The organism is Photobacterium andalusiense, from assembly GCF_900185625.1.
GTDB classification, from domain to species: domain Bacteria; phylum Pseudomonadota; class Gammaproteobacteria; order Enterobacterales; family Vibrionaceae; genus Photobacterium; species Photobacterium aquimaris.
In genome coordinates, this window is sequence record NZ_FYAJ01000013.1 from 56,415 (window position 1) to 80,422 (window position 24,008).

Sequence of the window (24,008 nt, forward strand, 5' to 3'; positions counted from 1 at the left end):
TGCTTACATTCGAGTTGAAAAACGGTATCCCGCCCCGCGCACCGTTTGAATCATCTTATCGTGACCGTCATTTTCAAGTGCTTTACGTAAGCGACGAATATGAACATCAACGGTACGATCTTCAACATACACATTAGTGCCCCACACATTGTTGAGCAATTGTTCGCGACTATAAACACGCTCTTGGTGAGTCATAAAAAAGTGCAGCATCTTAAATTCAGTCGGCCCCATATCGAGTGGCTCATCGGCTGAGGTTACGCGGTGTGAAACAGGGTCTAATTTCAAACCTTGAACGTCAATTACATCATCTAAAGCGGTTGGCGAAGCACGGCGCATCACGGCTTTTAAACGTGCCATAAGCTCTTTAGGTGAAAATGGTTTTGTGATGTAATCATCCGCGCCCACTTCTAACCCACGTACTTTATCTTCTTCTTCGCCACGGGCAGTTAACATCACCACTGGAATTTGGCGGGTCAACTCATCACGCTTTAAATGTTTGATTAAATTAATACCTGAACCACCAGGTAACATCCAATCCATTAAAATCAACTCCGGATACGGTTCGCTCATTTTTTCTAATGCGCTATCGTAATCTTCAGCTTCAATCGCCTGATATCCATTTTGCTCTAGTACAAAACACAGCATTTCACGAATCGGTGCTTCGTCCTCTACTACAAGAATCCGTCTTACCATAATCAAATATACCTAGTCGGTTGCTTTCTCTGACATGCGTCATTATGTGTGTAAATTATGACACTTTTGTGACTTTTGCAGAGAAAGCTGGTTTTAATAGAATCAATAACAACAGCAAAAAGTAAGCTTATTATTTGATATTACAACAAAAATAACCAAACACTTACTGTAAATCTTATTACCCTTTAATGACAATTTGACTACGACCGCCCCCCATCGCTTCCACCGCAACTTGGACTCCAATCCGCTCGACTAATGTGCCTACGTGCGAGATCACACCAATCTGGCGTCCATCTGCTTGCAGCGCATCTAAACAAGCTAATGCCATTTCTAAACTTTCAGGATCGAGGGTACCAAACCCTTCATCAATAAACAGCGATCCTAATTGGCGAGTATCTGCTGCCAGCGAAGCTAATGCTAGCGCTAATGACAACGACACCAAGAAACTTTCACCACCGGAGAGTGATTCAACACTGCGCACTTCATCACCCATATCATGGTCGATAACTTGCAAAGCTAATGGACTTCCCGGTACTGGCTGCAACGCATAACGTGGCGCTAAGTCTTGCAGGTGTTCGTTGGCAGCGAGCACTAATTGTTGCAGAGTTAAGCCCTGGGCCAAGGTTCTAAATTTATTACCTGTAGCTGAACCAATTAACTCATTCATTTGCAGCCATAACTCAGTTTGAGTTTGTTGAGCGGCTAAGGCACTACGAAGATCACCCGCTTGTTGCTGTGCTTGTTCGCCTTGCTCTAAACGTTGGCGTAATTGGAATACCTGATCATCTAATTGTACTTTTTCAGCTTGCCATTGCGTTAACATTTGCTGTTGCATTGCAACGTCATCGCTCATCTCATGGTCACTAAACCACTGCTGAGCTAATTCAACTGTTGGCTCAAAATCTGCTTGGGCTTGGTGGCGTTCTTTAACAATAGTTTCGCCTTGAGACACCGCTTGCTCTAGCTGTTTTAACTCGTTGCGCAGCTGTTGTAACCATGTCTCATCATGACTTAACAACGCAGTTAATTCAGCATCGGTTAACGCCAGTTTTTCTAACCATGCTTGCCACAATTGTTGCAACTGTTGTCGTGCCGTTTCAAATTCGGCTAGCTGCTGGGTCGCATGATGCTGTTTTGCGAGTTCAGCGGCAATTATTTCGGCCAATTGGTTTAATTGGGTTTGTCGTTGTTGGCATTGTTGTTGCTGCACTTCAACATCATCTTTAGCTTTACGCTCAATGGTTGCTAACGGCGCTTCACCAATTAGTACAATTCGCTGTTGCCAACAAGCTTGTTGTTCTTCAACCAGACGCGTGACTTTTGCCCCGATCTCAGTGGCTTGTTGATCTCCATGTTGAACACTATTGGTCAAAGTTGCTAATGCTGGAGCCAGCTCAATAAGTTGTTTCTCAAGCTGTTGCTGTTGTTCAACATTGGCTTGATAGTGCTCAATTTGGCGTTCTAAATCGGCAATAAAGCCCGCTTTACCTTGCTGTGCTAACCCTGTAAGCCAACGGTCATTGCCATAAATTGCCATTAACGCCTGTTGTCTTTCGTCGACCAGGTTTTGCAGGCTGCTAACTTGCGCACTAAAGGCATTAAGCTGCTCTTGCGCTTGCGTTTGCTGTTGGGTTAACAAATGACATTGATCTTTATGTTCAGTCTGTTGCTGGATTAATTGCTGCAACTGCTGCTGCTGTTGCTTAACATTTTCAATCAGAGATTTACGTTGTTCACCCTGCACTTTGATCTGTTGCATTTGGGTTGCCGCATCTTCCAACGCTTGTGACCAGCTAGCTTGATAATGCGCAAGCTGAGCGACATCGCTGTCAGTGGCTAACATAATCTCTGCCAAAGTAATGGCATTGAGATCGGCTGCCATTAAATCTGTCCACTGACATTGCTGTTGCTTAACTAACGTTTCAATGCTGTTGTTAAAGCCAGCAATATCTTGCTCAAGCTCAGTTTGACGTTGCTTGTCTTGAGCAACAGATTGGGTTAACTGTCGTTGTTCGGCGTGAGCATCTTGCAACTGTTGCGCTAATTGTTGTAGTCGCTGTTGCTGCTGACTAATAATGGTTTCAACTTGCGGATTATGCTGCTGATAAGGATGCTCTTTAGAGCCACATAATGGGCACGGTTCACCTTCAATTAACTGCTCACGATAATCAGTTAAACTCATCACTGCGCGACTTTGGTTAAGCTGTAATTCGACTTCTTTATGCTGCGCATTCAATTGCAATAATTGGGGCATTAATGCCGTTAAGCGTTGCTCACAACTAGCAATATGAGAGACTAATCCTTGCAGTTGCAGCTGAAATTTATCCCGCTGTTGCAGCACGCCATGCCATTTATCAAGCCCAAATAAACTCTCTTTAAGTAAGCTACTTAATTGCTGATAAGCGCCATAGTGTTGGCGCTGTTGATCTTGGAGCTGCTCTAACGCTGCTAGATCGTGAGCTGAAGTTTGCTGGGTTAATTGCTGCTGGCGCTGATCCAAGGCTGATAGCTGTTGATCAAGCTCAGTCTGCTGCTGAGTAATTGTTGCTAATGTTGTTTGACGTTGCTTAATATCTGTTTGCAACTGCCCAATTTGACTTTGTGCTTGTTGATACTGGTTAAGGTTATCTTTGATCGCATTTTGCTGTTCAGCCAAGGCTTTTACTGCTTGAGTTTGCGACAATGTCTCCGTTAGCTGTTGCAACTGAGATTGAGCGAGCTGTTGCTGTTGCAGCTGACTCGCCAATTGCTGACGTTGCGCCGTTAACTGGTTATTTAACTCTGCTAATTGCTGTTGTAACTCAACACTTTGCTGCTGTAGACCAGCGCGTTGTTGTTCAATGCTTGCCGCTTGCTTTAGCTTCGGTTCAAGCTCGGTTAACGCCTGTTGTGTTTGCGCCAATTGGTGCTGGCTTTGCTGAACATTATCTTGCAATAACTGTTGCTGGTGCTGCTTAGCTGTTAACTCTGTGGTAGTCGATTGCAGCGTTTGTTGCCATTTGCTTACTTGCTGTTTAGCTTGTGCTAATAATGTGAAATCACCACGAGCAGGCAATGCTTGTTCATATTTTTTGAGTTGTACATAACGCGGCTCAGCCAACTGTTGCGCCTGCTTAGCTTGCGACAACTGTTGCTCACTTTCAGCACTGCGTTGAGTGAGTTTGGCAGCATTAACTATCACATCTTGATGGTGCTTTAATTGCTCTAACTGTTGTTGCTGACGATTAACTTGCTCACGTGTCGTCGCCAATTGGCTGGTTAACAATTGCTGCTCTTCATCAGTCAACAATGCAATGTCACCCAATTTCGCTTGTAACTGAGTCAGTTTGAGTTTTTCATCTTTAGCTCGTTCATGGGCTGCAATCGATAATCGACCGTAGATCTCACCGCCAGTCATGCGCTCTAATAAGGTCGCACGCTCATCGGCACCGGCTTTTAAAAAAGCGGCAAACTCACCTTGGGGTAACATCACTGCACGTCGAAACTGATCAAAACTAAGCCCGATTAAGCGTTCAATTTCAGCTTGTAATTCTTGTTTTTTACCCGCGAAACGCTGCCCTGTTTCTAGGTTTTCAAGCCACTGCTCTGCCGCTTGCATTTTACCTTCCGCACGACCACGCGCACGACGCACTTGCCAATGGCTACGCCACTGCGAGCCATCATTAGCTATAAAGTCGACCTCAGCAAAACCATCGGCTTTACCGCGCGATAAAATACTGCGAACATCATTGGCTTTAATGCGATTCTCATCGCTATCACGTCCAATTTCGGCATCATTTTTTTTATTTGATTGCAGCCGTGGAATACGATCATATAACGCTAAACAAATCGCATCGAGTAAGGTTGATTTACCCGCACCAGTTTTACCTGTGATTGCAAATAAGCCCGCATCCGCTAAGCGGCCACCAGCAAAATCAATCTCAAATTTGGTTTGTAGACTGGCTAAATTTTCACCGCGCAGTGCAAGAATTCTCATGGTATTACTTCCTATTATTATTGTTGTTCTTCAACTTGCGCTAATAAACTTTCAAAGGCGGCACTCATCTCAGCATCAGGCTCACCGGCGTATTTTTTAGCCCAACTAAGGGAAAATACTTGTTGCGGTGACACCTCAGATAAACGTTGATGCTGCAAGCCATGTTGCTGTTCGTCATGCTTATAATGGGGAGTAATCTTGGCTAATCGTACTGATTTACCTTCTAAAGCTTGCAACACTTTTTCACGCAGCAAAGCTTGTGGTTTATCAAGTAAGACGTGGACTTCTAAAAACGGTTGTTGCTCACGCGGCAATTCATCATCAGACAAAGCTTTAAGCGCCACTAACACCTCATCTAGTGGGGCTGCTTTAGCAGGAACTTTTAGCATATCAACACTACGCGGAATAGTGATCGGCTCTATCTTGGTAACTTCAGCACCGTCTAATTCAACCACCACGATTTGATGACTGTAATTACGCTCAGCCATTGATAACGGAATTGGGGAGCCGCAATAACGCACATGTTCTTGCTTGGCAACTTTCTGAGCTAAATGCAAATGACCAAGGGCAACATAGCTGACATCATCGGCAAAAATAGTTGCAGGTAATGCATGCTGATTACCACCTAATACTCGTCGTTCTGACATTTCAGATATCAGCCCTGACGCCATATACGCATGACCCATACCGATTAACGCTTGCTGCGGCTGTTTACGTTCACGGGCTGCTGCTGTCATTTCGGCATATAACACTTCAACCCCTTTAATCAATCGATCATCGGTTTCAGCTAAGTTTTCAGTACGTAAATCAGCGCTACGTAAAAATGGTACTGCCAGCACCCATGCTGCTTGCTCTCCTGCAGCGTTGGTTAATGGTATTAACATCCGTTCGCAATCTAACTCGCCATTAGCTAAGCGATGAATACCGCCAACTAAGTGCAAATCAAAGGCTTTTAATAATGCTTGTGGCGCATCGAGTTTACTTGGTGAATCGTGGTTACCACCGATCATTACCACATCAAGATTAGGCAGAGTTTTGGCTAGTCGGGCTAAGAATCGATATAACATTTCCCATGCACTGGCGGCAGGATTGGCAGTATCAAAAATATCACCCGCCACTAATAAAGCATCCGCTTGTTGCTGCTCAAGTGTATCAGCAAGCCAGTCTAAAAATGCTTGATGTTCAGTTGCACGACTATAGCCATGTAATTGATGACCAAGATGCCAATCAGATGTATGGATAATTTTCATAATAGAAATAACACTACCAAGCCAGAAATAATCATCAGATTGTACCGTGTCAACCAGTAACTACACAGAGATTTGATGGCTTACATTCTCTCATCATAACAAAACATTATTATTTTAATAAAAATTGATAATTTTACGTTATTTGAAATGCCGTATAGTATTACTCCAACGAAACATAACTACTTACTAATCAGTATCGAAGGTAAATTATGAAAATGAATCACGTAGGCATCATGGTTGGCGATATGGATACCGCGGTTGAGTTTTATACCAAAGCGCTTGGTCTTGATGTAGTTATGGGTAATACCAAAGTGACAGAAGAGCGTGAAACCGCAATTGGTAGAATGTGTATTGCTGTCTTTGGCGAAGGCTTTGAAGGTTTCAATATTGCCCATTTATTAACCCAAGATGGTATCGGTTTTGAACTGTTTGAAATGAAAAACCGTCAGCAGCGTCATGAGGTTGATTTTTCTCGCATTGGTATTTTCCACTTTTGCCTTCAAACCGATGATTTTCATGGTGTTATTGCTCGAACTGAACAATATGGTGGTAAAGTTCGTATGGATATCATGCGTTACCATCCTGAAGATGAAAACAACACCTCACAAATGGTTTATTTAGAAGACCCGTTTGGTAACCTATTTGAGCTTTACTCACATACTTATGAAGAGACTTATTCTGCAAAGTATGAATAATCTTTTTAATATCAGGGATTGGTATCTGCCAATCCTTGTAATTTAATAACTTCCCCCCTTAAAGACATAATCACCACCAATAAAAATCCCATAATGTAACTATTCAATCTAGACTAAATAGTAATTTTAATACTTATCATTTCGTCTTTCTCTTAAATGTATTCAATATAAATGTAGCTTTTGTTTTTTGTTGATATGTCGATAGTGATAACTAACTCATTATGAAAAAATTCATAATAACTTGAGGAATTTATATGTCACGGATCGTTATTGTTGGTGGTGGCGCAGCAGGTATTGAGCTATCCACATTACTAAATAAAACAACAACAAAAGAAGATAGTGTCATTTTAGTTGAACCAGAAACTCACCACTTCTGGAAGCCACGCTTACATGAGATAGCTGCAGGCACTTTTGATAGTGATCTTGATACTGTGTGTTATTTCACTCACGGTGCGCGACACGGATATCAGCATTACCAAGCATCTATGACTGATATCAACCGCGATAATAAAACCATTTCTGTCTGTGGTAGTGCCGATAACATTAACTATGAACTCGATTATGATTATTTAATTATCGCCATTGGTGCGGTAAGTAATGACTTTAATACTCCAGGTGCTCAAGACCATTGCATCTTTTTAGATTCAGCCAATCAAGCGCGCCAAGCATGGCATCAAATGAGTTTCGTCCTACGAGCTGGCGATGCTCGCACTGTTAATATTGTCGGAGCAGGTGCTACAGGAGTTGAGCTAGCGGCTGAACTTGAAAGAGTCAGTAGAAAACTTCAGCGTTATAATGGTACACAGCTAACAATTAATTTAATTGAAGCCGCAGATCGCGTATTACCCAATAGCCCTGAAAAAATGTCGCGTAAGGTTCAGCAACAGCTTGAGAAAAATAACATTAATGTATTACTTCAAACACGCATTAGCGAAGTTACCAATAAAGGCATGATCACCAGTGATGATCGTACTCTTGATGCCGATGTACAATTTTGGGCCGCTGGTATTAAAGCGCCTGATTGGCTCAACGGTATTGGCGGCTTAGCTTATAACCGTATCAATCAAATTGAAGTTAATATGAATTTAACCACAACCGTTGATGACTGTATTTTTGCCCTTGGTGATTGCGCCGCTATTCCACAACCCGATGGTAGTTTTGTTCCCCCTAAAGCACAGGCTGCTAATCGCGCAGCTGAACATTTAGCCAAAAGTCTTGGTGGTTTTTTACATGGCAAACCACTGACTGATTTTATCTTTAAAGATGGCGGTATGGTGGTCGCTGTTGGGCACTATTTTGCAGTTGGCTCTTTTGCTCCCGGTTCAAAAATGGAAAGCAAATTTGTATTACATGGGCTGCTGATTCGCCGCGTTTACGATACTATTTTCCGTTTGCACCAAAAAACCATCAGTGGCATGTTTACCGTTTCTCGGTTAATGCTCTCTAAGCGTCTTAAAGCTATTTTTAAGCCTAATATCTAGTAATTACGCTATCTGCAACCTCAATCACAAACGTCACTTAGTAATTTGCAGTGGTTAGGTTAATATAAGCCCCCAACTGTTTACCCTAGGAAGCGTGACTAGCATGATGTGGTTTAAAAATATACTGACTTACCGTTTTACGCGTGAGATTGACTTAAATGCAGACCAAATAGAAAAACAGCTGGAAGAATTCCGCTTTACTCCGTGTGGTAGCCAAGACATTCAAAAGTTTGGCTGGGCACACGCACTGGGTAAGCATGGCGATATGTTTACCCATGTGTCTGGTGACAACATTTTAATTTGCGCGCGCAAAGAAGAAAAAATGCTGCCAGCATCAGTGATCAAAGAATCATTGAACAACAAAGTTGAAATGCAGGAAAAAGATCTTGGTCGTAAATTGAAAAAGACTGAGAAAGACACCTTAAAAGATGAAATCGTGATGGATTTATTGCCTCGCGCATTCAGTCGTCAACATCAAACGTACGCGTTAATCATGCCTAAATTAGGCTACATTGTGGTTGATGCGGGTAGCTACAAAAAAGCCGAAGATGTTTTAGCGTTATTACGTAAATCTATCGGTAGCCTACCTGTCGTACCTGTAGTATCAGAAAAGCCATTGGCATTAACCCTCACAGAATGGGTACGCAGCAATCAATCACCACAAGGTTTTACCATTGGTGAAGAAGCTGAATTTAAAGCTGTTGAAGAAGACGGTGGCGTGATCCGCTGTAAGCAGCAAGATTTAAATTGTGATGAAATTCTCGCGCACATTGAAGCCAATAAAGTGGTCACTAAACTGGCGCTTAATTGGCAAGATCGTATCGACTTCATTCTAGCAGACGACTTGAGTGTTAAGCGTCTTAAGTTCTCAGATGAAATTAAAGATCAAAACGAAGATATTGATCGTGAAGATATGGCTCAGCGTATTGATGCAGACCTATCATTAATGGGCGGTGAGTTCTCTGCCTTTTTACCTAACCTATTTGATGTTATCGGCGGCTTAGAAAATAAAGGTTAATCCCTCAGTTTTCAATATGTGGCTTTAAGTCATATAAGCATCGCTTGAATAACAACAAGAGCCGTTGCGTACTATTAGTTATAGTTACGTTACGGCTCTTTTGCTGATCGGCGTTACATGCTCATTCCCATGCCGGCATTGGCTTTTTTACCTAAGCGGTAATACCAAATAGAAACTGGAATAAAGATCAAGTTCATCACTGTAGTCATATTAAAACCAAAACCTGATTGATTTAATGCACGTACGGTTTGATCGCTTGTTACCCAACCAAAGCCATTGAAGATCGCATCAACACATAAACCAGTAAATAAAATCGCTACAAATAACAACCCAACCATCCATTTAGCAGGACGCTTACCGTAGTATTTTTGATAAACACGGATCATTGGAATGGTTAATACATCCGATAAAATAAAACCAATCACACCACCAAATGAAATACCACCATGCCACAATGCAGCAGCTAAAATCAGATTACCGACTGAACATACATAAGCAATCATCGCCACAAAAATACCGATAATCACATCTAAGAAAGAGTGTAGCCATACCGGTAAGCCAGCATCATTACTGATAAACAATGCTCGCCAGCCGTCTTGAGGCATCAAAGCAATAAGAATTGAAGATACCACTACCCCAATAAGGATCTCTTTACCAATCATGGCAATATCCATCTGGAAGAAACCCGCAGATTTAGTGATTTTTTCCATAGTGGCAGATTGAGGTTTAGCTGCCATATCCATGCCGCAATCACTGTCGTCAGACTTCATCTTTGACATATCCATGCCACAATCACTGTCATTAGACTTCATCTTTGACATATCCATGCCGCAATCACTGTCATCAGACTTCATCTTAGACATATCCATGCCACAATCACTGTCGTCAGACTTCATCTTTGACATATCCATGCCGCAATCACTGTCATCAGACTTCATCTTAGACATATCCATGCCGCAATCACTATGATCACCACTCATTTCAGACATATCCATACCACAACTGGCTTTTTGTGGCTGCGCATCTTCTAAGTGCTGACGTAATTCTTGTTCGACATCTTGTGGGAAAAAGCGACTAAATAAAAATCCAACCGTGGCAATTAAAATCAAACCACCAATCACTTCACCCCATAAAAATGTCCAGCCCATTAATGCAACTAAGACAATGAACATTTCAACAATCAAGTTAGTACTTGAAACCAAAAATGCCATTGCATTAGCAACAGTGGATTTTTTTACTAAGAGAGTATGAGATAACGACGCCGCCGCATAAGAACACGATGACGACACCATCCCTAAAAACGTAGTGAAACCGAGGCTTACAGGGGTTGTTTTACCTAGGTGTTTAACCACACTTGAAACCGGTATTAAATTGCGGATCCATGATGACAATATTAAACCAAATGCCAACGGCCAGAATATTTGCCAAATCATATTACCAAAGGTTGAAAACACGTGGATAACTAACCCACTAATATCATGACCCATCATAACTACCTTCTTGATGTATGCCGCCACTCACTAGCGACAATATTGTGCCTATAAACGCTATAGTGCCCTAAAATATAAACTCTGTATTAAATGCATAATAAGTATGTATTTTAATGCATCTATATCTAACTTAACTAAATTACGCTAATTGAATATATACCCTGATTTGCAATAGTGCTGATTTTTCATACGTGATAATGATTAAGAAAATTGGTAATGTGAGAATGAAAAACGTAGAATCTCGCCTCCTCCCTATAGCACCAGGTGTTATAGGCTGATTTGGAATCAGACATCTAAGAGAACTGAACAATGTTTAAACCAGAATTACTATCTCCAGCCGGTAGCCTTAAAAACATGCGTTATGCCTTTGCCTATGGTGCAGATGCTGTCTATGCAGGCCAACCTCGTTACAGCCTTCGTGTTCGTAACAATGAATTTAATCTAGATAACCTGAAAATTGGTATCGATGAAGCGCATGCACAAGGTAAAAAGCTGTATGTGGTTTGTAATATTCAACCGCATAACTCAAAACTTAAAACCTTTATTCGTGATTTAAAACCAATTGTAGATATGGGTCCTGATGCGCTTATCATGTCAGATCCTGGTTTAATCATGATGGTTCGTGAAGCATTTCCTGAAGTAGTAATTCACCTTTCAGTACAAGCTAACGCAGTTAACTGGGCAACCGTTAAATTCTGGGCTAGCCAAGGCGTTGAGCGTGTGATTCTGTCGCGTGAGCTATCACTAGAAGAGATCGAAGAAATTCGTGAGCATTGCCCTGATACTGAACTAGAAATCTTTGTTCACGGCGCACTTTGCATGGCATATTCTGGCCGTTGTTTGTTATCTGGCTACATCAACAAACGCGACCCAAACCAAGGTACATGCACGAACTCATGTCGTTGGGAATACAAAGTAGAAAAAGCCGTTGAAAACGATGCAGGTCAAATCGTTGAAACACAAGATGCGATTCAAATTCAAGAGATTGAAGAGCGTCCTAGCAATACACTTGGTCTTGGTAAGCCAATTGATGACGTAGTATTACTGAGTGAATCTCACCGTCCAGAAGAAAAAATGGCGGCGTTTGAAGATGAGCATGGTACTTACATCATGAACTCTAAAGATCTTCGTGCGGTACAGCATGTTGAGCGCCTAACCAAAATGGGGGTGCATTCATTAAAAATTGAAGGTCGTACTAAATCGTTCTACTACTGTGCACGTACTGCGCAAGTTTACCGTAAAGCGATTGATGACGCAGTTGCAGGCAAGCCATTTGATGATTCATTACTTGGCACATTAGAAAGTCTAGCACACCGTGGCTATACTGAAGGTTTCCTTCGTCGCCACACCCATGATGCTTACCAGAATTATGACTACGGTTACTCAATTTCAGAAACCCAACAATTTGTGGGTGAATTCACAGGCGTACGTCGTGGCGAATTTGCTGAAGTTGAAGTGAAAAATAAATTCGTTGTTGGCGATAGCCTTGAAGTAATGACACCAAACGGTAACGTTATTTTCAAACTTGAAACCATGGAAAACCGTAAATCAGAAGTGATTGATGATGCCAAAGGTAATGGCCACTTTGTGTTTATTCCTATGCCATCAGATATGGATCTCGATTTTGGTCTATTAATGCGTAATTTAAGTAACGGTGAAGATACTCGTAACCCACACGCACCTAAAAAAGACGGTAAATAAGCACTATGGCACTGCTCATTACAACTAAATGCATTAACTGTGATATGTGTGATCCTGAATGCCCTAATGAGGCAATCACCATGGGCGATGAATTTTACGAAATCGATCCTGATCGCTGCACAGAATGTAAAGGGCACTATGATAAGCCAACCTGCCAGTCAGTTTGTCCTATTACCAATTGCATTATTACTGATCCTGAGCGTGTTGAGTCTGATGATGAACTGCTTGAAAAGTTTGTCACCCTGCAAGGCCTTGCTTAGTTTTCAATAATAAACCGTATAAAAAAAGCGCGGCTCAGTTAACTGGGCCGCGCTTTTTTTTATTTATTAATCAACCAATAGCACCTAGCACCTAGCACCTAGCACCTAGCACCTAGCACCTAGCAAAGATTAGCTTTTCAATACAATATTACACATTGGTGGTAATACTTTTTTAGGTTTTGGCTTCGGCTTAACATCGGTAACCGGTTTGGTGGTTACTGGTGCTTTGTACGTTGGCGACCATGAAGCAAGTTCAGTACCGCAACCATCACCAGCTGGCGGTGGCGTTTGTGGCTCACAAGTCGTACTCCCCTCAGGGCAATTTAATCGCACATGAAAATGGTAGTAATGGCCAAACCAAGGACGCACTTTACTTAACCAATCACGCTGTTTCCATTCGATTTTACATAGCTGTTGCTTGATCACTGGATGAACAAATATTCGTGCAACTCGATCATCACTGGCAGCTAATTGAATTAATTGGGCTTGCTTACTGCTCCAGTTCTTTTCAATGATCTGGTAGTTTTTCACATCTACCATTGGCAGCGCCGACACCGTTTTTAACTCTTGCTGAGTTAACGGTTTCTCCGGTATTCGTAACCAAATATCGGCATCTAACCCTGTTTGGTGGCTTGCATGGCCTGACGAGAAACGTCCCCCTCGAGGCATAGCAATATCACCTACCAGCACATTACCAATTTTTAGTTGCTGTGATTGCTTCATCAATTGCTGTAAAAAAACAATCATTTCACTATGACCAAAATAACGACCACGCTCAGAGCGTATCACTTGATAACCATCACCTTGCAACGGTAAATTTTCGCCACCAGCAAGACAACCATTCGCATATGAGCCAATCGAACTTGAATCGCCACTACTAGGTTGTTTCACTTTCTCCCACGGTGTCGCCATAACAGTTTGGCTTATGCACACAAGCATTAAGCCTGTAGCTATCTTCCTTAACACTTTATTCTTCCTTTTTATCATTAGTAGCATTAATAATAACGTAACATTTTAATGATGCAAAATTAAGCCACTACAGATATCACTATCTATGTATTTATCACTTAAAATACTATTCATTCATTTATTAATAATTGTTTCACATGATTATCTTTTTAAAAACACAAAGAAAAACGCACCAATTCCAGTTATCAGCTTATTTATTTAATCGCTGCAATTTACTTTTCTAATTTAACATTAGTTTTATTTTATAAAACATACTGATATTGGTAAGTGAACATGCTTAACATCGGTTATTAAATCACCATCGCGAATTTCAAATATGACACTTAAGATTGCAGTAAATCACACCAATTTATAGACCTGTATGTCTAATTTACTATCCAATATCGGTATTAATTTATCACTATATTTTCAATGTTAATTGATCTCATTATTTAACAACATCAAAAATAAAATATAAGTTACTGATTAAAGTAAATATAAAACAAAAAACCATATAAAACATTTACACTATTCAATTTCTATCAACTCCAATAAAAACCACCAAACTAGCTACTTTTTCGGTTTAAATTTTTAATTAAATTAATTTAAACGACCACAAAACATTGTATAAATATATTTACCATTAAAAACAAAACATGAATAAATAACATAAATCAGTAATCACAATAAGCAATAATAGTTATTATTACATGATAATGAATCTTATTATTGATTTTAACTATTATTAAACCAACATTAACGCTAATGACTTATTAATAATATTTAAACAGCTATTTATATACTTTATTTTATCAGCCTGCTTTTTATTCTCACCCTCTTAATTGCAAAATTTGACGACTTTATATTCACCCATATAATAACCGCGAGAAATTACCCTCTTCTTTATTTCTAATAAGGTCTTTTGAGATTGAATATAAGTAGACGTCAATTATTTAAATTGTGCGCGGGGGCTGTAGCAACAACAACTATTGCTTCCCTTGCCACAATTCCGCAAAAAGCGTGGGCACAAGCTCGTGACTTCAAATTAACCGCAGCAAAAGAAACACGTAATACCTGTTCTTATTGTTCAGTTGGCTGTGGCACATTACTGTACAGCACAGGTGCTACTGGCGGTAACATTAAACAAAAAGTGTTCCACGTTGAGGGTGATCCCGATCATCCAGTAAGCCGTGGTGCATTATGTCCTAAAGGCGCGGGCCTAGCTGGTTTTGTTAACAGCGAACAACGTTTGAAATTCCCCGAATACCGCGCTCCAGGTTCAGATAAATGGCAACGTCTAACATGGGACGAAGCATTTAGCCGTATTGCTAAACTAATGAAACAAGACCGTGATGCTAACTTGGTAAAAACCAATGATGAAGGCACCACTGTTAACCGCTGGCTAACAACAGGCATGCTTTGTGCCTCAGCGGAAAGTAATGAAAATGGTTGGTTAACTCAGAAATTTGCCCGTGGTTTGGGTATGGTTCCTGTAGACACTCAAGCGCGTATTTGACACGGCCCAACGGTAGCAAGTCTTGCTCCAACATTTGGCCGCGGCGCGATGACCAACAACTGGGTCGACATTAAAAATGCCGACTTGATCCTTGTTATGGGCGGAAACGCAGCAGAAGCACACCCTGTAGGCTTCCGCTGGGCTATTGAAGCTCAAAAAACTAGAAACGCTGAAATCATTGTGGTTGATCCACGTTTCACGCGTACAGCAGCTGTTGCTGATCACTATGCACCGATCCGTTCTGGTGCTGATATTGCTTTCCTATTAGGTGCTATTCGTTACTTAATCGCCAGCAGTCAAGTGAATCACGAGTATGTTAAAGCATACACAAACGCAAGCTTTATTGTACGTGATGATTACGCGTTCCACGATGGTCTGTTCTCTGGCTACGACGCTGAGAAACGTAAGTATGATCGTAGTTCTTGGTTCTACCAACTTGACGCTCAAGGTTATGCCCTAAAGGATGAGTCACTACAACATCCTCGTTGTGTATGGAACCTACTTAAAGATCACGTATCTCGTTATACGCCTGACGTTGTATCAAATATCACCGGTACGCCTGTTGATATGTTTGAACACGTTTGTAAAGCACTAGGTAGCACAGCTGCGGATAACCGCGTTGCCACTATTCTTTACGCAACAGGTTGGACTCAGCACTCAAAAGGCGCTGAAAACATTCGTTGTATGGCAATGATCCAATTATTACTTGGTAATATGGGTATGGCTGGCGGCGGTGTGAACGCTCTGCGTGGTCACTCTAACATTCAGGGTATTACTGACCTTGGCTTGTTAGCACAAAGTTTACCGGGTTACTTAAAACTGCCATCTGATAAAGATGTTGATTTAGCTGCTCACCTTAAGCACCACACACCAGTGGCCCTTGAAGCGGATCAAACCAACTACTGGCAGCATTATCCAGCATTCTTCGTGTCATTGCTGAAGTCTTTCTACGGCAAAAATGCAACGGCTGAGAATAACTTTGGCTACGATATGATGCCAAAGTGGGATCAAGGCTACGACATGTTGCGCGTGTTTGAAATGATGAACAAAGGTGAAATGAATGGCTATATTTGCCAAGGTTTCAACCCTGTTGCTTCAATGTCAAACAAGCAAAAAACCTTAGATTCTTTATCTAAACTGAAATACTTAGTGGTTGTCGATCCACTTGCAACTGAGACTTCTACGTTCTGGCAGAATAAACCTAACGTCAATGAAGTTGATACAGCAAGCATTGAAACTGAAGTATTCCGTTTACCTTGTGCATGCTTTGCTGAAGAAGATGGCACCATTGTAAGTTCAGCGCGCTGGCTACAATGGCACTGGAAAGCAGCTGATATGCCAGGAGAAACCAAAGGTGACGCTGAGATTCTAGCCGGTATCTTCTTGAAGATGCGCGATATGTACCAACAAAACGGTGGTACATACCCAGATCCTATTCTGTCTCTTGATTGGAACTACGCGATCCCTTCTGCGCCAAATACTAAAGAATTAGCGCAAGAACTTAACGGTAAAGATGCTAACGGTAAGCAGCTATCAAGCTTTAGCAAACTAAAAGCTGATGGTTCAACTAATGCGGCTTGTTGGTTATACACCGGTAGCTGGACTGAAGCTGGTAACCAAACTGCACGTCGTGATAATAGCGATCCATCCGGTTTAGGTATTGCACCTAACTGGGCATGGTCTTGGCCTGCAAACCGTCGTGTATTGTACAACCGTGCATCAACACATCCTGACGGTAGCCCATGGGATAAAACACGTATTCTGGTTGAATGGAATGGTAACAAGTGGGTCGGTCCTGATGTGCCTGACTTTAACGCTAAATTGCCACCATCAAGCAATGCTGGTCCATTTATCATGCAACCTGAAGGTGTAGGTCGTCTGTTTGCACTTGATAAAATGGCTGAAGGTCCGTTCCCTGAGCACTACGAACCATTTGAAACACCAATTGGTACTAACCCATTACATAAAAATGTGGTTTCCAATCCAGCAGCACGTTTGTTCAAAGATGATGCAGCGCAACTAGGCACAAAAGAGAATTTCCCATTCGTGGGTACCACTTACCGCCTAACAGAGCACTTCCATACATGGACAAGTCACTCTCATTTCAACGCGGTATTACAACCTGAACAATTTGTAGAAATTGGCGAAGGTTTAGCGAAAGAGCGTGGCATCAACAATGCTGACATGGTGCGTGTAACCTCTAAGCGTGGCTTCATTGAAGCTAAAGCTTATGTGTCTAAGCGTATTACGCCACTGCATGTTAACGGTCAAGCTGTTCACACTGTTGGTATTCCTATTCACTGGGGCTACGAAGGCGATACTAAGCCGGGCTACCTTGCGAATACGTTATCGCCATGTGTCGGTGACGCTAACTCACAAACGCCTGAATATAAGGCATTTTTGGTTAACGTAGAGAAGGTGAAGTAAGCCATGGGTATGGAATCACAGAATATTATTCGTAGTTCTGCTACATCGTCGATTACTCCATCTCCTGATGCGCGTGAACGTCAAATTCAGGTAACAAAGTTAATTGATGTCACCTGTTGTACTGGCTGTAAAGGCTGTATGGATGCCTGTAGTGAGTGGAATAACTTACGCGGTAAAGTAGGCACCTTTGAAGGTTCTTACCAAAATCCACCTAATACAACAGCTGAAACTTGGACCACTATCCACTTCAAAGAAATTGAAGAAGATAATAAATTCAAGTGGCTATTTAGCAAACATAGCTGCATGCACTGTTCAGATCCTGGCTGCTTAAAAGCGTGTCCAGAACCTGATGCTATCGTGCAATATGCAAACGGTGTTGTCGATTTCAACTCGGAAAAATGTGTTGGTTGCGGTTACTGTATCGCTGGCTGTCCATTTGATATTCCACGAATGAACCCAGTTGATAACCGCGTTTACAAATGTACGTTATGTCTCGATCGCCTTCAGGCAGGTCAAGTGCCATCATGTGCTAAAACCTGCCCAACAGGCGCGCTACGCTTTGGTCCTCGTGAAGAAATTCTTGAGTATGCCAATCAACGTGTTGCTGCACTGCAAGCAAAAGGCCATAAAAAAGCAGGTATCTACAACCCACAAGGCGTTGGTGGTACACACGTAATTTACGTACTGCACGATATTACTGATCCTGAGCGTTATGATCTGCCTAAAGATCCTAAAATCAGCGAAACAGTGAAGTTATGGAAAGATGATCTCAAGCCGCTAGCCGCAGCAGGTTTAGTTGGTACGTTAGCCCTTGCTGCCATTCACCGTGTCACGGTTGGTCGTAGTCGCGTGACTGAAGATGAAGGAGATGAGAAATGAGTTTAAACAAAACGATTTTACGTCATAAACCTTTAGATCGCGTAGTGCATTGGACTGTGGCATTAACAGGTATCTGGACATTATTGTCTGGTCTATCTTTTATGTTTGCACCGCTGCATTTCCTTAGCTACGTCTATGGCACGCCACAACTTGCACGTATTTTGCACCCATTTGGTGCGATTGTGATGACTGTTGGGCTGTTTTTCTTAGTGATCCGTTACTGGAGCCATAACCACTTTGAAAAAGGTGATCTCCAGTGGATGTTAAAAGTTAAAGATGTTTTAACTGAGAACGAAGAAAACGTACCAGAAGCGGGTCAATACAACGCTGGTCAGAAAATGATCTTACGTCAGTTTATTGCTTGTGGCGTATTGCTACTAGTAACTGGCCTGATTGCATGGCGCGCTTACTTTTCAGCCTACTTCAGCATTGATGTAGTTCGTATTGCATTGATTGTGCACTCAATCACAGCGCTTGTTTTTGCCTTAAGCTTAATTATCCATGCCTACATGGCATATTGGGTAAAAGGCTCAATTGACGGCATGTTAGAAGGTAAAGTTTCTTCAGCTTGGGCTAAGAAACACCACCCGCGTTGGTTCCGTTCGCTATCTAGCAACAAAGATCAACACTAATAACACAGCTCAAGAACCAATAATCCTTGTTGTTTATTGGTTCTTTATTTCTATACCAACCTTGGCGTACTGAGGTTGGTATTCTTATAATTGGATACCTGCATGAGCGTTAACATTTTAGATAAAGACACCATTATTAAACAAAAAAGTGACGGCTTTCGTCCGCTAATTATTGGTGATCCTGCCACCATTTTTCATGCCCGCGCTGCCCGTTTACGTCAGTTAGCACAAGACTCTTTTATGGCAGATTACCTGTTATTAGCAGGACAGATCGTCCAACAACAACTGCATTTAGTTGATACCTTTAATGGTGCAGTACAGCAACAGTTGCAAACTCAAACATTAACATGGCCGCTTAAAATTGACAGTAGTTGGCAAGCTATTTTAGATCCAATGCTAACCCAATTAACCTCAGCACTACGCCCTGTTGTTAGTGATGATATCGTCAAAGTTATCGACAATATTAGCCAGATTGATCAACAAACATTACAGCATTATTTTCATGCTCTACAGCAAAACCAAGCTGAACGTGTACCTGCTGATATTGCGATTATTCTTTGGAGCTGTATCAATACGCTAATGAGCTTAATTATGGCTAACACCCAATTAGAATGGCAACCAGAAGCTAATGCTAAACAATCACATTGCCCTCTTTGTGGTGGCGCACCTGCGGCAAGTTTAATTCAAGGTAGTGGTCATCGTTACTTACATTGCAGCCAATGTGAAGCACAATGGCATCGACTACGCGCTGAATGTACTCAATGTGGTGATAGTGAAAATATTCAACTTCAAAGTGAAACACTAGAAGATAGCGTTCGCGCTGAAACTTGCAGTCATTGCCAAAGTTATTTAAAGATGCTGGTGCTAGAAAAGAATCCACAGTTAGATCCTATTGCTGATGATTTAGCTACCATAGTGCTAGATCAGAAACTGGGGGAAATGGAATTTTATCGCAGCGGTTTCAACCCTTTCTTACTGCCTCTGGCTCAATAACGCTTTAGAGTAACCCTATGATTATTGCTACAGCTGGCCATGTCGATCATGGTAAAACAAAACTGTTACATGCCCTGACTGGGATCAATGCCGATCGACTGCCAGAAGAGCAACAACGTGGGCTTACAATTGATTTAGGCTATGCGTTTATGCCTTATCAATCAATAACATCTAATCAGCACCAGACATTAGGTTTTATTGATGTTCCCGGCCATGAGAAATTTCTCTCCAACATGCTTGCAGGCGTAGGCACCGCTCATCATGCAATGCTGATTGTGGCAGGCGATGAAGGCATGATGCCGCAAAGCCATGAACATTTAACGATTCTGCGCTTATTAGCCATGGATAGCTTAACAGTAGTGATCACTAAATCAGATCTCACTACCGTTGAGCAACAGCAGCAGCTTGAAGCTAAAATAAGCCAGTTATTGCTTCAATATGGTTTTATCCACACCACTATTTTTCATTGCTCAGCCATCACTCATCAAGGTATTTTTGAGCTTAAACAACACCTGATTGAGCTAGCTGATAGTGAACAACACCATGATGATAGCCTTAATTTTAAACTGGCAATCGACCGCGCTTTTCACGTTAAAGGCTCAGGCTTGGTGGTAACGGGAACCGCTATCAACGGCCAGATCAATGTTGGTGATAGCTTATGTCTAATAAGCCATAGCAATCTTAAAAAAGGCCATAGCCAGCCTCAGGTTGTACGCGTAAAGACTATTCATGCGCAGGGTAAACCCGCTGAATGTGCAACAGCCAATCAACGGGTAGCGCTTAATATTAGTGGTGATATTGATAAAGCAAGCTTAAACCGTGGTGATTGGTTATTACAAACAGCACCAACAACTATAATCAAACGGATCACAGTTAAATTAACCGCCAATCAACCGATTAAGCATTGGCAAAATGTTCAAATATTCCATGCCGCTACTCATACTACTGGTCGTATTGCATTATTAGAAGATCAGCAATTAATCGCAGGCGACAACGCTCTGGCTGAAATTAGCCTTGATACACCATTGTGTTTAACCGAACAAGATCGTTTATTAGTTCGCGATCCGGCTCAGAAAACCAATCTTGGTAGCGCGATTGTCATTGATCTACTGCCGCCAAATCGTGGCAAGCGCAAACCACAGCGACTTGAGTACCTCCATCAACGCGCTCATATCAATACGCTCAATGAGATCATTGAATTTAAGCTGCAACATGCACCACAATCACGCCAACAGTTAATTGAACAACACCAGTGTAATGCCACTGTTATTAGTCAATTATTAGCAGCGAATGAAACTATCAATCAACATGGTGATTACCTTTGCTATGACAGCTATCAGCAGGCATTAGAGCAACAGATTATCACTACGTTAGAATGCTATCATCAGCAAGCACAAGATAATCTTGGCGTCGGCAAAGAGCGGCTATATCGAATGGCGGCACTTAACCAGCCAGCCGCGATCTTTAACGCTGTTATCAACCAACTACTCAATCAACAGTTACTAGCCAACACTCGTGGTTGGCTACATTTAGCCTCCCACCAATTACAGCTAACGGTAACTGAGCAACAATGGTGGCAACAAATAGAGCGAGTAATGGCTGCAGATCCCCAGCCTTGGTGGGTACGTGATCTTGCCGCTAAAATTAGCGCAGATGAAAACGAGATTCGCAAATTAAGCTATAAACTGGCGCAATTAAGCTACGTTGCCGCTATCGTTAAAGATCGTTATGTTAGCCATGATTATCTAGTACAAATGGCCACACAAGTACGTCAACATATTGCCCAAGAGCAAAAATTAGAAACCGCTGAATTTAGAAATATCAGTCAACTCGGGCGCAAAGTTGCAATTCAATTATTAGAATATTTTGACAAGATTGGTTTTACGAAACGTAAGTTTAATTATCGCGAATTAAAAGATCAGGATTTATTGCAGTAACAAAAATAAAGAAGTGGCGGAAGAACATAGGAGTCGAACCTACCCAGGACTGCTGGCAGCCCTACCCGGATTTGAAATCCGGACGCATCACCGGATACGACGTTCTTCCTTTATTTTGAAGCTGTATTTTATTTGTTTAAGGTATATTCTGCAACCGCTATCTAACCAAGATCTAGATAGCGGTTTCTTTTATAGAACAACTGCCTAAATAAGCATCTATTTCATCTGTTGATCAAGATTTAAAATCGTTAATGCATTACTGACACTGGTTGCTAATACATCAACTACGCCAGATCGTAGTGCGCCTAACAAAGCTAATGCTTTACTGTTTTCAGCCGCCGTCACCACCACTGTCGGAATATGACGCAGTTCATTCATTGTTAGACCAATAACACGATCGCTCATCATGGTATCTGCTTGCTTACCCTGACTATCAAAGAAATCATAGCCCGCGATATCACCCACAACACCTTTACGAATTCGAGCTTCAACAATTTCTTGCGGCGTGAACCAACCCAGTTTAACCATATGACTATTTTCATTCATATCACCAACACCGACTAACGCCACATCAGCACGACGAGCACGATCTAAGGTTTCTTTAACGGTGCCATTTTTCATAAATGCTTCTTTAACAATGATATCGTCAACATACGCCGGCGCATAAAGTGTTTCACTAATACCATCATATTTTTTGGCAAGTTGGCGACAAATATGATCGGCATTAATCGCATTACCAGAACGGTGAGTACCACCAATGCCACATACAAAACGGCAATTACGTTGTGGTACTACACCAACATGATTAGCAATCGAGGCGATATTACGCCCTTGACCAACCGCAACTACCATATCATCTGATAATGTTGCTGCTAGATAGCTTGAAACAAGGCTCGCCACTTGTTGACGTTGAGATTCATCATCAGGCTGATCTAACGCAATCAACGCCCGCTTTAGATTAAAGCGTTCAATCAACTGTTGTTCTAATTTTTCACTGAATACGGGGTGGTATTTAACTGTGATTTCAACCACTCCTTCATCTCGTGCACGACGAAGCAAACGACCAATCTTGGCACGAGACATTCCAAACCGTTGTGATATTTCTTCCTGAGTTGCGCCTTCTTGATAATAAGCAATAGCAATTTCAGTTAACTGATCACTCTCAGCATGATTATTATCATTATTCAAACTGCTCATCACTTGTCCTTATATACGGGCGTTTAGATCAAAAACTTATTCTAACACTGTGATATCAAAACCGAGAGGTTATTCCTAAACCTACAACAATAAATAACGTACAGCTTTTTTATTAATAATCACCAAAAACCATACCACCTTTTAAGTTATCATGGGTATAACCATAGGCAACACTTATCTTATTGATAATAAAGCAATGTTTAGTTTGTACAGCTTTTGGAGTATATAAACCCAAAAGCTATTTTATTTAGACGATCATTTTAATTTATTGCTTAATTGCTAATCTTTCGATTCAGGTTTCTTAAATAATGTGAAGTGGACGGGACTTGCCATACCGAACATCAGCGCGAGCTTTTCCATCACATAATAACCGTGACAGGCCGCTAAGCTTGCTAATAAAAAGTTAATCAGCTGGACTACCATTCCGCAGTGACTATTCAGCAGCATATTACTTTTATATAGACGAAAAAAAACCTGAATCTTTCAATTCAGGTTTCTTAAATGAATGTGAAGCGGACGGGACTTGCCATACCGAACATCAGCGCGACTCCCAGCGTGGCAGGCCGCTAAGCTTACCAATAAAAGTTAACCAACTGAACTACTACTCCACTGTCTCTATTCTGCATCATTTACGTTTATACAAACGTAAAAAAGCCCTAATCTTTCGATTAGGGCTTTTCTGTATAATGGCGGAGTGGACGGGACTCGAACCCGCGACCCCCGGCGTGACAGGCCGGTATTCTAACCAACTGAACTACCACTCCGCAGTGTCTATTCAGCATTTAAGCAATTTAAAGCCTGGCGATGTCCTACTCTCACATGGGGAGACCCCACACTACCATCGGCGCTATTACGTTTCACTACTGAGTTCGGCATGGGATCAGGTGGGTCCATAACGCTATGGTCGCCAAGCAA

Annotated in this window: 16 protein-coding genes, 2 tRNA genes and 1 rRNA gene; 10 read left to right on the forward strand and 9 right to left on the reverse strand. The window is 41.7% G+C overall.

The annotated features are described in order from the left end of the window. Positions 1 to 3: 3 nt before the first annotated feature. From phoB to PAND9192_RS18400, 3 genes are all read right to left on the reverse strand, one after another. A complete protein-coding gene (phoB, locus tag PAND9192_RS18390) occupies positions 4 to 693 on the reverse strand; it encodes a phosphate regulon transcriptional regulator PhoB (RefSeq protein ID WP_060998951.1) in 690 nt (229 codons plus the stop codon). Positions 694 to 871: 178 nt separating this feature from the next. Next, the gene (locus PAND9192_RS18395) at positions 872 to 4,669 is read right to left on the reverse strand and encodes an AAA family ATPase (RefSeq protein WP_087854916.1); all 3,798 of its coding nucleotides are present in this window, start codon (positions 4,667 to 4,669) and stop codon (positions 872 to 874) included. 17 nt (positions 4,670 to 4,686) lie between these two features. Next, complete coding sequence (locus PAND9192_RS18400) at positions 4,687 to 5,919, reverse strand: exonuclease SbcCD subunit D C-terminal domain-containing protein (RefSeq protein ID WP_087854917.1); 1,233 nt, start codon at positions 5,917 to 5,919, stop codon at positions 4,687 to 4,689. Positions 5,920 to 6,128: 209 nt separating this feature from the next. On the opposite strand from PAND9192_RS18400, the gene PAND9192_RS18405 reads away from it, so the two are divergent. The 3 genes from PAND9192_RS18405 (at position 6,129) to rdgC (ending at position 9,113) form a co-directional block, all read left to right on the forward strand. Next, positions 6,129 to 6,614 carry a VOC family protein gene (locus PAND9192_RS18405; protein ID WP_060998944.1) on the forward strand — a complete coding sequence of 162 codons (486 nt, stop codon included), beginning with the start codon at positions 6,129 to 6,131 and terminating at the stop codon, positions 6,612 to 6,614. Positions 6,615 to 6,868: 254 nt separating this feature from the next. Then, positions 6,869 to 8,095 (forward strand): NAD(P)/FAD-dependent oxidoreductase, encoded by a 1,227-nt coding sequence (locus tag PAND9192_RS18410; RefSeq protein WP_087854918.1) that lies wholly within the window; start codon positions 6,869 to 6,871, stop codon positions 8,093 to 8,095. 106 nt (positions 8,096 to 8,201) lie between these two features. Next, positions 8,202 to 9,113 (forward strand): recombination-associated protein RdgC, encoded by a 912-nt coding sequence (gene rdgC / locus PAND9192_RS18415; RefSeq protein WP_174545296.1) that lies wholly within the window; start codon positions 8,202 to 8,204, stop codon positions 9,111 to 9,113. Positions 9,114 to 9,226: 113 nt separating this feature from the next. Here the strand turns inward: rdgC and PAND9192_RS18420 are convergent, their stop codons facing one another. Then, positions 9,227 to 10,600: a permease gene (locus PAND9192_RS18420; protein WP_087854919.1), complete on the reverse strand. Its 1,374-nt coding sequence runs from the start codon at positions 10,598 to 10,600 to the stop codon at positions 9,227 to 9,229. A gap of 312 nt (positions 10,601 to 10,912) precedes the next feature. Between PAND9192_RS18420 and trhP the strand changes: the two genes are divergently transcribed. Both trhP and PAND9192_RS18430 read left to right on the forward strand, forming a co-directional pair. After that, positions 10,913 to 12,304, forward strand: a complete 1,392-nt coding sequence (gene trhP / locus PAND9192_RS18425) for a prephenate-dependent tRNA uridine(34) hydroxylase TrhP (RefSeq protein ID WP_087854920.1) — start codon at positions 10,913 to 10,915, stop codon at positions 12,302 to 12,304. Between the two features lie 5 nt (positions 12,305 to 12,309). Next, positions 12,310 to 12,564 (forward strand): YfhL family 4Fe-4S dicluster ferredoxin, encoded by a 255-nt coding sequence (locus PAND9192_RS18430; RefSeq protein ID WP_087821855.1) that lies wholly within the window; start codon positions 12,310 to 12,312, stop codon positions 12,562 to 12,564. Positions 12,565 to 12,693: 129 nt separating this feature from the next. Here the strand turns inward: PAND9192_RS18430 and mepA are convergent, their stop codons facing one another. Further along, entirely contained in the window at positions 12,694 to 13,530 is an 837-nt protein-coding gene (mepA, locus tag PAND9192_RS18435; RefSeq protein WP_234999219.1) for a penicillin-insensitive murein endopeptidase, read from the reverse strand. A gap of 910 nt (positions 13,531 to 14,440) precedes the next feature. Here mepA and fdnG point away from each other — a divergent pair. The 5 genes from fdnG to selB all read left to right on the forward strand — a co-directional run bounded on the left by fdnG (position 14,441) and on the right by selB (position 21,896). Further along, positions 14,441 to 17,455 (forward strand): formate dehydrogenase-N subunit alpha, encoded by a 3,015-nt coding sequence (gene fdnG, locus PAND9192_RS18445; protein WP_144018112.1) that lies wholly within the window; start codon positions 14,441 to 14,443, stop codon positions 17,453 to 17,455. Between the two features lie 3 nt (positions 17,456 to 17,458). Next, positions 17,459 to 18,334: a formate dehydrogenase subunit beta gene (fdxH, locus tag PAND9192_RS18450; RefSeq protein ID WP_087854923.1), complete on the forward strand. Its 876-nt coding sequence runs from the start codon at positions 17,459 to 17,461 to the stop codon at positions 18,332 to 18,334. Then, a complete protein-coding gene (locus tag PAND9192_RS18455) occupies positions 18,331 to 18,966 on the forward strand; it encodes a formate dehydrogenase subunit gamma (RefSeq protein ID WP_060998926.1) in 636 nt (211 codons plus the stop codon). Before fdxH ends, PAND9192_RS18455 begins: the two co-directional genes overlap by 4 nt. Positions 18,967 to 19,068: 102 nt before the next feature. Further along, positions 19,069 to 19,959: a formate dehydrogenase accessory protein FdhE gene (locus tag PAND9192_RS18460; protein ID WP_087854924.1), complete on the forward strand. Its 891-nt coding sequence runs from the start codon at positions 19,069 to 19,071 to the stop codon at positions 19,957 to 19,959. A 17-nt stretch (positions 19,960 to 19,976) separates the two neighbouring features. After that, positions 19,977 to 21,896 carry a selenocysteine-specific translation elongation factor gene (gene selB / locus PAND9192_RS18465; RefSeq protein ID WP_087854925.1) on the forward strand — a complete coding sequence of 640 codons (1,920 nt, stop codon included), beginning with the start codon at positions 19,977 to 19,979 and terminating at the stop codon, positions 21,894 to 21,896. A 14-nt stretch (positions 21,897 to 21,910) separates the two neighbouring features. Here selB and PAND9192_RS20735 read toward each other — a convergent pair. The 4 genes from PAND9192_RS20735 to rrf form a co-directional block, all read right to left on the reverse strand. Then, positions 21,911 to 22,005: transfer RNA gene (locus tag PAND9192_RS20735), tRNA-Sec, on the reverse strand. A gap of 107 nt (positions 22,006 to 22,112) precedes the next feature. Further along, positions 22,113 to 23,093, reverse strand: coding sequence for a sugar-binding transcriptional regulator (locus tag PAND9192_RS18470; protein ID WP_087854926.1), 981 nt, complete (start codon positions 23,091 to 23,093; stop codon positions 22,113 to 22,115). A 687-nt stretch (positions 23,094 to 23,780) separates the two neighbouring features. Then, positions 23,781 to 23,857, reverse strand: a tRNA-Asp gene (locus PAND9192_RS18475). 32 nt (positions 23,858 to 23,889) lie between these two features. Then, positions 23,890 to 24,005: ribosomal RNA gene (gene rrf, locus PAND9192_RS18480) — 5S ribosomal RNA — on the reverse strand. Between the last annotated feature and the right edge of the window lie 3 nt (positions 24,006 to 24,008).